The sequence below is a fragment of the Vibrio gallaecicus genome (assembly GCF_024347495.1).
Taxonomy (GTDB): Bacteria; Pseudomonadota; Gammaproteobacteria; order Enterobacterales; family Vibrionaceae; genus Vibrio; species Vibrio gallaecicus.
Map to the genome: position 1 here is coordinate 570,894 of NZ_AP025490.1, position 12,481 is coordinate 583,374.

General features: G+C 41.4%; 11 protein-coding genes. 7 read left to right on the forward strand and 4 right to left on the reverse strand.

What is annotated here, in order from left to right; translation table 11 throughout:
• Positions 1 to 3 precede the first annotated feature (3 nt).
• Positions 4 to 555, forward strand: a complete 552-nt coding sequence (locus tag OCU78_RS02520; protein ID WP_137374530.1) for a hemerythrin domain-containing protein — start codon at positions 4 to 6, stop codon at positions 553 to 555.
• A 186-nt stretch (positions 556 to 741) separates the two neighbouring features.
• On the opposite strand, the gene OCU78_RS02525 is transcribed toward OCU78_RS02520, so the two are convergent.
• Complete coding sequence (locus OCU78_RS02525; RefSeq protein WP_137374531.1) at positions 742 to 930, reverse strand: DUF3545 family protein; 189 nt, start codon at positions 928 to 930, stop codon at positions 742 to 744.
• Positions 931 to 1,638: 708 nt separating this feature from the next.
• Between OCU78_RS02525 and OCU78_RS02530 the strand changes: the two genes are divergently transcribed.
• On the forward strand, positions 1,639 to 3,066 hold the full coding sequence (locus tag OCU78_RS02530) for an alanine/glycine:cation symporter family protein (RefSeq protein WP_137374532.1): 1,428 nt from the start codon (positions 1,639 to 1,641) through the stop codon (positions 3,064 to 3,066).
• A gap of 186 nt (positions 3,067 to 3,252) precedes the next feature.
• Positions 3,253 to 4,029, forward strand: coding sequence for a peroxide stress protein YaaA (gene yaaA, locus OCU78_RS02535; RefSeq protein WP_137374533.1), 777 nt, complete (start codon positions 3,253 to 3,255; stop codon positions 4,027 to 4,029).
• 134 nt (positions 4,030 to 4,163) lie between these two features.
• Here yaaA and srmB read toward each other — a convergent pair whose 3' ends face one another.
• The gene (gene srmB / locus OCU78_RS02540) at positions 4,164 to 5,411 is read right to left on the reverse strand and encodes an ATP-dependent RNA helicase SrmB (RefSeq protein ID WP_137374534.1); all 1,248 of its coding nucleotides are present in this window, start codon (positions 5,409 to 5,411) and stop codon (positions 4,164 to 4,166) included.
• Positions 5,412 to 5,519: 108 nt separating this feature from the next.
• Positions 5,520 to 6,248, reverse strand: coding sequence for a tRNA1(Val) (adenine(37)-N6)-methyltransferase (locus OCU78_RS02545; protein ID WP_137374535.1), 729 nt, complete (start codon positions 6,246 to 6,248; stop codon positions 5,520 to 5,522).
• 351 nt (positions 6,249 to 6,599) lie between these two features.
• On the opposite strand from OCU78_RS02545, the gene brnQ reads away from it, so the two are divergent.
• Positions 6,600 to 7,913 (forward strand): branched-chain amino acid transport system II carrier protein, encoded by a 1,314-nt coding sequence (gene brnQ / locus OCU78_RS02550; RefSeq protein WP_137374536.1) that lies wholly within the window; start codon positions 6,600 to 6,602, stop codon positions 7,911 to 7,913.
• Between the two features lie 126 nt (positions 7,914 to 8,039).
• Here brnQ and fldB read toward each other — a convergent pair whose 3' ends face one another.
• On the reverse strand, positions 8,040 to 8,561 hold the full coding sequence (gene fldB, locus OCU78_RS02555) for a flavodoxin FldB (protein ID WP_137374537.1): 522 nt from the start codon (positions 8,559 to 8,561) through the stop codon (positions 8,040 to 8,042).
• A gap of 151 nt (positions 8,562 to 8,712) precedes the next feature.
• Between fldB and xerD the strand changes: the two genes are divergently transcribed.
• From xerD to recJ, 3 genes are all read left to right on the forward strand, one after another.
• Positions 8,713 to 9,630 (forward strand): site-specific tyrosine recombinase XerD, encoded by a 918-nt coding sequence (gene xerD, locus OCU78_RS02560; RefSeq protein WP_137374538.1) that lies wholly within the window; start codon positions 8,713 to 8,715, stop codon positions 9,628 to 9,630.
• Positions 9,631 to 9,656: 26 nt separating this feature from the next.
• Positions 9,657 to 10,460 (forward strand): thioredoxin fold domain-containing protein, encoded by an 804-nt coding sequence (locus OCU78_RS02565; protein WP_137374539.1) that lies wholly within the window; start codon positions 9,657 to 9,659, stop codon positions 10,458 to 10,460.
• 67 nt (positions 10,461 to 10,527) lie between these two features.
• On the forward strand, positions 10,528 to 12,264 hold the full coding sequence (gene recJ, locus OCU78_RS02570; RefSeq protein WP_137374540.1) for a single-stranded-DNA-specific exonuclease RecJ: 1,737 nt from the start codon (positions 10,528 to 10,530) through the stop codon (positions 12,262 to 12,264).
• Positions 12,265 to 12,481 lie beyond the last annotated feature (217 nt).

Below are 12,481 nucleotides of genomic sequence, written 5' to 3' on the forward strand. Positions count from 1 at the left end.
ACTATGATGATTGAAAGGATAAGACGCGAGCATAGCTACATGGTGCAATTGTTGGTGATTTTGAGGAACAAAACAGCACAGTTGAAAGCGGGTGAAACAATAAACTACAGTTTAGTTTTTGAAATTGTTAGCTATTTAATGAACCATTCAGAAAAAGTACATCACCCTAAAGAAGACATTATTTACCACCATTACTTAAAGTATTATGGTGAAACACAAAATATTGAAAACTTAGAGTCGGAACATAAACGCTTGTCTGACATTACGGCTGAGTTTTTATTAGTCGTTGAGATGATCCTACAAGATGCAGTGGTTCCTCAGCAGGTCTTTATTAGTCAGCTCGAAGGGTTTGTGAGTGCACAAAAGGCACATTTAGAGCTAGAAGAAAGGCATATACTGCCGATGATCGTCGATACCTTCACTATGAAAGATTGGCAAATGGTCGAGTCGCAATGGGCTCAACCTGAAGATGATCCTGTTTTTGGCAATACTATTGCAGACCAATATAGACAGTTAGCGGCAAGAGTTCGCCAGAATGCTGAAGAGTGCGTTTAAAAACGCTAGCGAGTTGAGTTATACGCTGTATTAATACCGGCACTCAAGAAGCAGAATAGAAACAAAAAAGGCACTAAATAAGTGCCTTTTTCTTAATTCAGTTTTTGAACTAAAAATAATTGAGCGAACTAAAGCTTCAGCTAATGTTTCTTAAGGCATTATGTATCCTTAAATATATATTCATTCTTATAGCTTTATATCTTCAATCCCAAAATCTAAGCCTAGATTCATATCCATGAGTTCTTTTTGCAAGCGTTTACGGTCATTGATTTCCTCTATCTCACGCCACTTACGTTTAAGTGGTTTTGCACGGCTCTTTTGAGTATGTCTAGGCATTTCTAGTTCTGCGATATCATCAAATTGAAAGTTATCCATAAGCTATATTCCATCCGTGGTTGAGTCTTTTCGAACTATTAAGTATCACATTTAGCTTCACCTTAACTTTGATTTGTTTCGCATTTGTTTCATGTATATGAAGGTTTTGTGTGTGTTTTACATGTGTGCTCACATATTGTCGAACTAAGTGCGGTTAAAAAATAAGCAAACGCACTTAAGTAAACGATTAAATTCGTTGGCTTAGAATGTTAATTCATTGTGCGAAGGGAATAGCATTTTAATCACAATGCTCCTAAGTGCATATTATTGATCAGTTAATGGTGGATCAATGTGCCTATCAAAATAAGAAAAAGTAAGCCATACCTTATATAGCCTAGCTCTGCGGTACATTTAAGGAGCGCTATTCTGCTATTGAGGGGGCATTGGGAGTTGTTGATGTGATGTCTGGATAATGTAACTTCTATTGGGGTGGGTTGTTGATTTTTGTGTTAATGAAGTGTGGTTTTATAGTGAAATGTCGCATTAAAATGCATTTTAGTGCATATTGATTTTTGCTTCATCTCGCTGCATTATCCGCCCGTCAAAAAATACACTGATACGTAAAATGGATGCATGAAGCGACATTTACAGTCTAAATTGCAGCAATAATATAAAAACTAATGCCGACACAACATTGACACTGGCATAGGCAATTTAGAGGAGGGCTAGGATGCAAGATCAGTGCTTAAACTCAATTACGAGGTTCACGTGACAGATTTAATTAATTTAATGAATGATCTCCTGTGGGGATCTATTTTAGTTTACTTACTTGTTGGTGTTGGTATTTACTTCACTGTACGACTAGGTTTCATTCAATTCCGCCATTTCGGCCACATGTTCTCTGTTTTGAAGAACAGCCGTAAAGCAGACAGTGCTGGTATCTCTTCTTTCCAAGCTCTTTGTACTAGCCTAGCTGCTCGTGTAGGTACAGGTAATATGGCTGGTGTTGCTGTTGCTCTTACTGCTGGTGGCCCTGGTGCTATCTTCTGGATGTGGCTAATTGCCATGCTGGGTATGGCTACATCATTTGCGGAAAGTACGCTGGCACAGCTATACAAAACGCGTGATAACGACGGCAACTACCGTGGTGGTCCAGCTTACTACATGGAAAAAGGCTTAGGCATGCGTTGGATGGGGGTTCTATTCTCTATCTTCCTTATCATCGCATTCGGTCTTGTATTCAATGCAGTACAAGCAAACGCAATTGCAAGTGCAATGAATACAGCATTTGACCTTGAGCGTAGCTATGTTGGTGTTGGTATTGTTGTGATTTCTGCATTCGTTATCTTCGGTGGTATCCGTAAGATTGCACGTACTGCTGAAATCATCGTTCCAATTATGGCTCTTGCTTATCTAGCTATCGCTATCTACGTAATGTTAATGAACATTGAGAAAGTGCCTGAAGTTCTGGCTCTTATCTTCAAGAGTGCATTTGGCTTACAAGAAGCTGCTGCTGGTGGCTTAGGTTACGCAATTGCTCAAGCGATGATTAACGGTATTAAACGTGGTTTGTTCTCGAACGAAGCTGGTATGGGTTCTGCGCCAAATGCTGCGGCATCGGCAACTCCTTATCCGCCGCACCCAGCATCACAAGGTTATGTGCAAATGCTAGGCGTGTTCATGGATACCATCGTTATCTGTTCTGCAACTGTAGCAATTATCCTGATGTCTGGTGAGTATGTGCCACACGGTGAGGTTACAGGTATCGAGCTAACTCAACGTGCATTAACAGCACAAGTTGGCGAGTGGGGCGGCATCTTTGTAGCGGTAGCGATTTTCTTCTTCGCTTTCACTTCAATCATTGCAAACTACTCGTACGCTGAAACGAACCTTATCTTCTTAGAGCACAACAATAAGAAAGGCCTAGTACTTTTCCGTATTGTGGTACTAGGTATGGTTATGTTCGGTTCTCTTGCGACATTGCCGACGGTATGGGCTCTTGCAGATGTATCCATGGGCTTGATGGCAATTGTCAACTTGGTAGCGATTATCCTGCTTTCTGGCATCGTGATTAAGCTTGCGAAAGATTACAACCGTCAACTAGACGAAGGTAAAGTACCAACATTCGATTCGAATGACTTCCCTGAGCTTAAATCTCAACTAGAAGATGGTATTTGGGATAACACTAAGAAGTAAGTTTATTTTACTTAACGTTTCCTAAATGAATAAGACCAAGGCTTTATGCTTTGGTCTTTTTTTGTTTTCTACAAAACCCGATTGCTGTAAACCTATTGAAGTAATAGAAATAGCCATAAAGACAAAATGTGATTTTTTCTATACTCTAGCTGCCATACAGTTATCTTTATTAGTAAGGTCAAAGTTATGTTAGTTGTCGTTTCCCCTGCAAAAACATTAGATTACGAGTCATCATTGGCGACAGAGCGCTTTAGCCAGCCTGAGTTTGTTGAGCATTCAGCAGAGCTAATCGAAGTGTGCCGCAAGTTGACGCCGGCTGATGTATCAGCTTTGATGAAAGTGAGCGATAAAATTGCTGGTTTGAATGTTGCTCGCTTTGAGCAGTGGAGTGAAACTTTCACTCAAGAAAATGCACGCCAAGCGATTCTGGCTTTTAAAGGGGATGTCTACACAGGGCTAGATGCAGAAACGCTAACTGACGCAGATTTTGACTACGCACAAAGCCACCTACGCATGCTTTCAGGGTTGTATGGTTTACTAAAACCGTTAGATCTGATGCAACCTTACCGTTTAGAAATGGGTACTCGCTTAGCGAATGAGCGTGGTACGAACTTATACCAATTCTGGGGTAACCTGATCACAGATAAGCTTAATGAAGCACTGAACGCACAAGGTGATAATGTGCTAGTTAACCTTGCTTCTAATGAATACTTTAAAGCGGTGAAGCCAAAGGCGTTAGATGGGCAAATTATCACGCCAGTATTTAAAGACTGCAAAAATGGTCAATATAAGGTGATCAGCTTCTACGCTAAAAAAGCGCGAGGCATGATGGCTCGTTACATCATTGAGAATAAAATTGATTCGATTGAAGCATTAACAAAGTTTGATACTGCGGGTTATTACTTTGTTGAAGAAGAGTCGAATGCTAAAGAATTAGTGTTTAAGCGCGAAGAGCAAAAATAACCGATTAAACTCGTTAGATTCCTAAAGCTTCAGTTATAAAAAAGCCCCTTGTAGTAATAAACGACAAGGGGCTTTTTAGTCAGTCTTTCAAGCTAGTCGGTATGTAAAGCTAGCCAGCTATTAAAGTAAGATGATTACTTTTTCTTAGCGGCTTTCTTTTTCTTCGCGATTTTTTGTTTCGCTACTGCTTTTTTATCTTCTTTCTTTGGCTTTTTCTTTTTCGTTACCGCTGGCTTTTTGTGTGTTGGACGCATGCCATCAATGAAGCGTTCTTTGATGACATCTTTAGTGTAGCGAGCCACACGTTCGATCATCAGTTGGTCATGAGCCTCAACAATTGAAACAGCATTACCTTTTTTACCTGCGCGAGCGGTACGACCAATACGGTGAAGGTAAACGTCTGCAGTGCGTGGCATGTCGTAGTTGATTACGTGGCTTACGTCAGGAAGGTCGATACCACGAGCCGCTACATCCGTTGCCAATAGTACATTTACAGAACCATCACGAAAACGCGCTATTGCGTTGTTACGGCGATCTTGAGGCATTTCACCTTGGATCCATGCACATGGGATTTTCGCGCTTTCAAGTTGAGCTCGAAGATCACCTAAGCGATCTCGTGTTTTTAGGAACACGATTGAACGTTCAGCTTGCTCAGTAATAATATGTTTAAGCAGGTTCAGTTTGTGTTCTGGTGTATCAGCACGGTGGTACCACTGCGTAATCTTCTTACGCTCACGTAATGAAGGTTGAGCACTTATCTCTGCTGGGTTATTTAGAAGGTCTTCAGTGAAACCTTCAATACCTTTACCTTCCAGAGTTGCTGAGAAAAGTAAGGTTTGCTTACGCCAGCGACATTCCGCAGATAAGCGATCAACGACAGGACCAAAGCCCATGTCTAGCATACGGTCGGCTTCATCTAGGATTAGCCATTCAATTGCGCGGCAATCGAAACGCTCACCTTCAATGTATTCCATTAAACGACCAGGTGTTGCAACAACGATGTCTTGAGTCGTGCTCAGTATGTCGGCGTGCTCTTGGTACATCACACCACCAGTAATAGTGAAGATATTCAAGCTGGTATATTTTGCTAATTCACGCGCTTGCTCAGTAATTTGCATTGCTAGTTCGCGTGTTGGCGTAAGGATCAGCATACGAGCTGGACCAGCCTTCTTACGAGGGAAGTCTTGCAAGTACTGTAGAGCTGGAAGTACGAAAGAGGCTGTTTTACCTGTGCCTGTTGGTGCAGAAGCTAAAACGTCTTTTCCATCTAACGCTTGTGGGATCGCTTCAGCTTGTATCTGTGTTGGGCGCTCATAGCCCATTTCGTCGATTGCTTTTAGCAGCTCTTGGTTTAGATCGAGTTCTGCAAAGGTTCTGATCACTGTTGTTTCTCCACAAGCAATAGGGTTTCTGCCACTCATTAGGCAGAAGATAAAAAAGAGTAGTCGGACATTATAGAAGCATTAGTGATTAGGATCACATGGTATTTGCTACATCTTGAGATAAAAATCTTTAGTCAGCTTAATAAAGGGATCGCTATAACCGCCATTACTATGAATTGTGAGTTGTTCACGCTCCGTAATTACTAATTTATTAGGATCTTTTACTAATTCAAAAAGAAGGCGAGAAGGGGATTTTTTTTCTGTTGTTTTGACTTCAAGCCTGCGTGAAACAGACCATCCAGATGCGTTTGCGAGATTAATGAAAACTTCGCCTTCTGGAGTGGGAAGAATGAAATAAGCGCTAGCGCCTTCTGTCGTGATATTAAAACAATGCTCGATAAGGGCGTTATGAGCAAGAGTATGAGTGTGCCTTGCCGTGGCGCGTTGGCTATTTTTCGCCTGCTCTCCGCTATTGAAGTAAGGAGGGTTACATATAACGCCATCGAACTTCTCGTTAAAAGGCAAAGCAGTAACATCACCATGATGCAGGGTGATTCGCTCTTTCCATGGAGAATTATTGATATTAATGGTGGCGGCTTCAATTGCATGCCGGTCGATATCAACTGCATCAATCGAAGCTGATACATAGCGCTGTGCGATCATCAGTGAAAGCAGTCCTGTGCCAGACCCAATATCAATGATTCTATTTTTATTAGCAAAATTTGCCCACGCTCCAAGTAAAACGCCATCAGTGCTAACTGGCATGCCACTTTGTCCTCCAAAAATGGAAAACTGTTTAAAATTGAAGCTCTTGGTTTCAATCATGATCTTTTTCACTAATATTCTATTTATTTAAATAATTTAAGTGATTACCTCTAATGTTAATCACTTGTGTGGTTATGCGTTCTATTTGTTGGTGGCTTGTTGTGGTCTTTGTGTGGTTTATAGTTTCAGCTATTTTTAATAAAGCAGTGTAATTCACTAGTTATTGGTTATAAATGCAAATTAATATAGTGTTTTTTTGTGCTGACTTGCAGCTTGATGAGTGTTTCGTCATTATGCGCGACTATTTTATAGATTGAGTGCACGTTTTTAGCGTAGAAGCTCACATAAATAGTAATGATAAGTCACGGAAGAATAATTCGTGCAAACACAACATCAATTCAAAAATAAAATTAAGGATTATCTGTGAAACAGAGTTTAAAAATAACAGATATTACGGCATTGGGCTTTATGCTTTTTGCGTTTTTCTTGGGTGCGGGTAACATCATTTTCCCACCTCTTGCTGGCCAATTAGCCGGTGATCACTATTTACCAGCTATGTTTGGTTTCCTATTAACAGCGGTTGGACTTCCTCTTATTACCATTATTGCTATCGCTGTTGCTGGTGGTACTTGGGGGCACTTAACTCAAGATCTTCCTAAGCGTGCTGCATCAATCATGGCTGTGTTGATTTTTATCATCATTGGTCCTGCATTTGCTGCCCCGCGTACAGGTTTAGTTGCGTATGAAATGGCGGTGAAACCGTTCTTCATTGATGCCGTTCAAGCGCACCTGACTATATTCTCTATTGCCTTTTTTGCTATTGCGATGTTTTTCGCATGGTCTCAAGGCAAGCTAATTGACGTCATTGGCAAGGTACTCACGCCAGTTCTATTTGTTGGACTTGTCATTTTAGCGGTTGCGGTATTTATTAATCCGCAAGATAGTATTTTATTGGCTCAAGGCGAGTACTTAACTCAGCCGTTAACCAAAGGTTTTCTTGAAGGTTATAACACCATGGATACCTTTGGAGCATTGATGTTCGGTATGCTAATTGTGGATGCTATTCGCAATAAAGGTATTACGGACCGTGCTGCTACAACAAAATACCTAATTAGTGCAGGTTGTATCGCGGCGGCTGGTTTAGCGTTCGTTTACATTTCACTATTCTATTTAGGAGCAACAAGTTCGGTAGTGGCTGCTGGCGCTGATAACGGTGGCATAGTGTTAAGCCAATACGTTCAAGCTCTATTTGGTCCATCAGGTCAAATTGTATTATCTGTAATCGTATTGCTTGCTTGTTTAACAACGGCAATTGGTCTTATTTCAGCTTGTTCTGAGTGCTTTAGCTCATTGACGCCTATCTCTTACAAAAAATGGGTCATCATTAATGGTGTAGCTTGTGCGATTGTTGCGAATGTAGGTTTAGCTCAACTGATTTCGCTTTCAGTTCCTGTGTTGTTTGCTCTATATCCAGTAGCTATCGCGTTAGTAGCGTTAACTTTCATTCGTAAGAAATTACCGAATACCAAAGTGGCTTACCGCGTAGTTCTGCTAGTTTCTTTGATGTTTGCTTTGATTGATGCAGCTAAAATTGCAGGTGTTGATGTTTCTGCATTCAGCATGCTGCCATTGTTTGAAATTGGCATGGGCTGGTTAATGCCAACAGTAGCCGCGATTATTTGTATGTTCTTTATTGGTAAGACAGAGCAAGAAGAGTTCACTGAAGAAGTGGCTTAATCGAGGCGAAGAGCCTGTGTTTAGAGTGAATCACTTTAAATATCGGATACAAGAATAGAAAAAGGGTAGGTGCCAACGCATCTACCCTTTTTAATATCTATGTGCTGTCTCAATAGAGATTTAAAACTACAGTTTGTCGTGCAGCTCAACCAATACTTGTTCACACCACTTTTCAATGCGTTCGTCGCTTAATTCATACTGTGAGTCTTCATCTAGCGCGAGACCTACAAATTGAGACTTATCTTCTGTGAGAGCTTTAGACGCTTCAAACTCGTAGCTGTCGTCGTTTGGCCAGTAGCCAATCATTTCTGCGCCAGCAATTTTTAACTCATCATGAAGCAGCCCCATTGCGTCTAGGAACCATTCACCATAGCCTTCTTGATCACCTAAACCAAACAAGGCAATCGCTTTGCCTTTTACAGGTGTGGTTGCAATATCTTCCCAGGCCTCGTTCCAATCTTCCTGAATTTCACCAAAATCCCACGTAGAGATTCCGAGTAATAACAGGTCGTAATCTGCCATTAACGAAAGTGGGCTTTCTTTCACGTTATGGATGTCGACAAGGTCTTCACCAATGATGGCTCTGATTTTTTCTGCAGCCATCTCTGTATAGCAAGTGGTTGAGCCGTAAAATAATCCAATTTTCATAGCAAATATTCGGTTTTAGTTTGGGATGGGGGATTCTACCCACAAATTGCTTTTGATTGCAGCGATTATCCGCCCAACTCGTAATTTTTATAGCAATCAATAGTGCACTAGCTTACTCTCAAATGTGTTTTAAATATTATGAGCAAACGCTATGCAGTCGCCATCTCAAGGGCAGAGTTTAGATCATGGAATCGTAGAGCAGTTTTTAGACGCGATGTGGATGGAGCGAGGGCTTTCTGAGAACACATTAGTGTCTTATCGCACGGATTTGTCTAAATTATTAGTTTGGATGGAAAAGAATAACTATCGCCTCGATTTCATCAGCCTTTCTGGTTTGCAGGATTACCAAAGCTGGCTAGCAGATCAAGATTTTAAACAAACGTCTCGTGCTCGTATGCTTTCTGCTATTCGCCGCTTATTTCAATATTTGCACCGTGAAAAAATACGAGCAGATGATCCCAGCGCTTTGCTCATTAGTCCCAAGTTGCCAAAGCGTTTACCTAAAGACTTAAGTGAAGAACAGGTTGATGCTTTGCTTGAAGCTCCAGACCCTAATGACCCGATCGAACTTCGTGATAAAGCGATGCTTGAATTACTTTATGCGACAGGCTTACGTGTGACTGAACTGGTGAGTTTGACCATGGAAAACATCAGTTTACGCCAAGGGGTTGTTCGCGTAACCGGTAAAGGTGGTAAGGAGCGTTTAGTGCCGTTGGGCGAGAATGCTGTTGATTGGATAGAAACATTCATTGAGCAAGGTCGCCCACAATTATTAGGTGATAATAGTTCAGATGTTGTTTTTCCGAGTAAACGTGCTCGCCAAATGACCAGACAAACATTCTGGTATCGTATTAAGCATTATGCGGTACTGGCGGGAATTGACACGGAATTACTATCGCCTCATGTACTTCGTCATGCTTTTGCTACGCATTTACTGAACTATGGAGCGGATCTAAGAGTCGTACAAATGCTATTAGGGCATAGTGACTTATCTACGACCCAAATTTATACTCACGTGGCAACTGAAAGGCTGAAGCAAATTCATGCTCAGCATCACCCTCGTGCTTAATTCAATTTTATTTTAAGGTGAACTAAATGAGCGTATTACGCCGTCTTCCTTTATTGGCTTTACCCTTTTTTATCACAGCATGTAATGCGTCAGAAGAAACGAAAAAAGTAGATGAGACACAGGTTACTGAATCTCAAGCGTCTGCGCAGCCCTCTGATGTATCAGAAGCAATTACAAAATCGCTGACAACTCGTTTTGAGAAGATTGGTATTAAAGTTCTGAAAATCATTCCATCAGATATTGATGGTTTGCTGGAAGTTCAAACCAATAACGGCATCATTTTTTCATCACCTAACGGTGACCATTTTCTAGCAGGCACTTTGTATTCGCTTGATGAAAATGGAAAGTTCAGCGATGTGTTGGCTGAACGTCAGGCTCCTTTGAATGCAGGTAAAATTGCAGCTCTTGCGGATAAAACTATTGAATACAAAGCTGACAATGAAAAATATGTCGTAACGGTTTTCACTGATATTACCTGTGGTTACTGTGTTCGTTTACATAGCCAAATGAACGGTTATAACGAGTTAGGTATTACTGTTCGCTACATGGCTTACCCTCGTCAAGGTGCGACGGGTCAAGTTGCTGACCAAATGGCAGGTATTTGGGCGGCACAAGATCCACAAACCGCTATGCATGATGCGAAGGTAAACCGTAAATTTGCAGCTAATGTTGCGAATATTGAAAAATCAAAACAAGATATTAAACAGCAATACGCATTAGGTCGTGATCTTGGTATTAGCGGTACACCTGCAATATTTTTACCAAGCGGTGAGCTTGTAAGTGGTTACTTACCACCAGCTCAACTTCTGGCTCGACTAGAGCAACAATAAACCGACTTAGCATTATTTACCCAACTTGATTTAAGGAGGCTTAACCAAGTGTTAGGCCTAAGGAACTATGATAGAGATCCAACGTAGACCCGATGTTGATACCAGTGCATTGCCTGCTGAATTACCTGAACTTCTCAAGCGTATTTATGTAAGCCGTGGTATCAATAATGCCAGTCAGTTAGAAACGGCGGCCAAAGGTCTTCATTCTTATCAAAAGTTGGGCGGCATCGATACTGCTGTTGAGTTGCTATTCAATGCTATTCAGCAGCAAAAACGTATCATCATTGTGGGTGATTTTGATGCCGATGGCGCGACAAGTTCTGCATTGTCTGTGCTTGCCCTGCGTATGTTGGGAAGTTCCAACGTTGACTACCTTGTTCCAAACCGTTTTGAGGATGGTTATGGCTTGAGCCCTGAGGTTGTTGAACAAGCCATTGAACTTGGCGCTGAAGTGATCATGACAGTCGATAATGGTGTTTCTTCGATTGAAGGTGTTCGTTTCGCGAAAGAGAAAGGGTTAGATGTTTTGGTAACAGACCATCACTTGCCTGGTTACGAACTACCAATTGCCGATGCAATGGTTAACCCCAACCTTGAAAGCTGCGCATTTCCTTCAAAAGCACTAGCGGGCGTTGGTGTCGCTTTCTATTTGATGATGGCTTTGTGTGTTCATATGCGTAAGTTAGGCTGGTTTGCTCAACACGGTATGACAGAGCCTAAACTAATGGAGCTGATTGATCTTGTAGCGCTAGGTACTGTTGCTGATGTGGTGCCTCTTGATGAGAACAATCGAATTTTGGTTCATCAAGGTTTGCAGCGTATTCGAGCAGGTAAAGCGCGCCCAGGAATTCAAGCATTAATCGAAATCGCTAAGCGAGATGCTAAGCGATTAGTGGCGTCTGACTTTGGTTTTGCTCTTGGTCCTCGTATCAATGCAGCTGGCCGATTGGATGATATGTCGTTTGGTGTTGAGCTTCTGATGAGTAACAACATTCATGCCGCGCGTCGAATGGCCAGCGAGCTAGATGGCTTGAACCAAACTCGTAAAGAGATTGAAGAAGGCATGAAACAAGAAGCGATGGCTTTTTGTGAACGTCTTGAGTTTGGTAAAGACGATTTACCTTCCGGTTTAGCCTTATTTCAAAGAGATTGGCACCAAGGCGTGATTGGGATACTTGCTTCTCGAATTAAAGATAAATACCACCGACCTGTTATTGCTTTCGCAGATGGCGGGGAGGGCAGCATTAAAGGGTCATGCCGATCAATTCCTGGTTTGCATATGCGCGATGCATTAGACCGAATCGATACTCAAAACCCTGGTTTAATTTTGAAGTTTGGTGGGCATGCTATGGCAGCAGGTTTGACCATTATGGAAAAAGACTTCGATCGCTTTAGTAAGCTCTTCAATGAAGGTGTTAAAAAAGAACTCGGAGAAACGGCGCTTAAAGGTATTATTTTATCTGATGGTGAGTTGTTACCTGAAGAGTTTTCCATGCATACCGCAGAAACTTTACGTGCTGGTGGTCCGTGGGGACAAGCTTTTCCTGAGCCTATCTTTGATGGTGAATTTAAGGTACTTCACCAAAAACTTGTGGGTGAGAAACACTTAAAGTTGATGCTGGAACCTTTATATAAAGGTCACCCAACCAATGTCATGATTGATGGTATCGCTTTTAACGTTGATCTAAGGCGTTGGCCTGATGCATCTGTTAAAACTGTCCATCTAGCATATAAGCTTGATATAAATGAATTTCGCGGGAATCAGTCCCTTCAACTAATGGTTGATCATTTAGATGCGAAATAACTAGATGCGAATTAATTAGACGCAACATCGCTAGAAGCAAAAGCGAGTACGTATTCCGTATCACTAATATTCACCTTATTCAGTCAGATCTAATGACTGAATAAGTGAATAGCGTCATTCAATCGTGTTTCAAAAGTAAATCAAACTCGATGATTTTAGCGTCGGGTTTACATTCTACGTACAAGTCTGCGATCTCTTCTTTATCCAACCTAAAAAA

What these genes read in the sequence shown, in the direction of transcription:
- OCU78_RS02520 (WP_137374530.1), top strand. Translation starts at nt 4, where the DNA reads ATGATGATTGAAAGGATAAGACGCGAGCATAGCTACATGGTGCAATTG.
- OCU78_RS02525 (WP_137374531.1), bottom strand. Translation starts at nt 930, where the DNA reads ATGGATAACTTTCAATTTGATGATATCGCAGAACTAGAAATGCCTAGA.
- yaaA (WP_137374533.1), top strand. Translation starts at nt 3,253, where the DNA reads ATGTTAGTTGTCGTTTCCCCTGCAAAAACATTAGATTACGAGTCATCA.
- fldB (WP_137374537.1), bottom strand. Translation starts at nt 8,561, where the DNA reads ATGAAAATTGGATTATTTTACGGCTCAACCACTTGCTATACAGAGATG.
- xerD (WP_137374538.1), top strand. Translation starts at nt 8,713, where the DNA reads ATGCAGTCGCCATCTCAAGGGCAGAGTTTAGATCATGGAATCGTAGAG.
- OCU78_RS02565 (WP_137374539.1), top strand. Translation starts at nt 9,657, where the DNA reads ATGAGCGTATTACGCCGTCTTCCTTTATTGGCTTTACCCTTTTTTATC.
- recJ (WP_137374540.1), top strand. Translation starts at nt 10,528, where the DNA reads ATGATAGAGATCCAACGTAGACCCGATGTTGATACCAGTGCATTGCCT.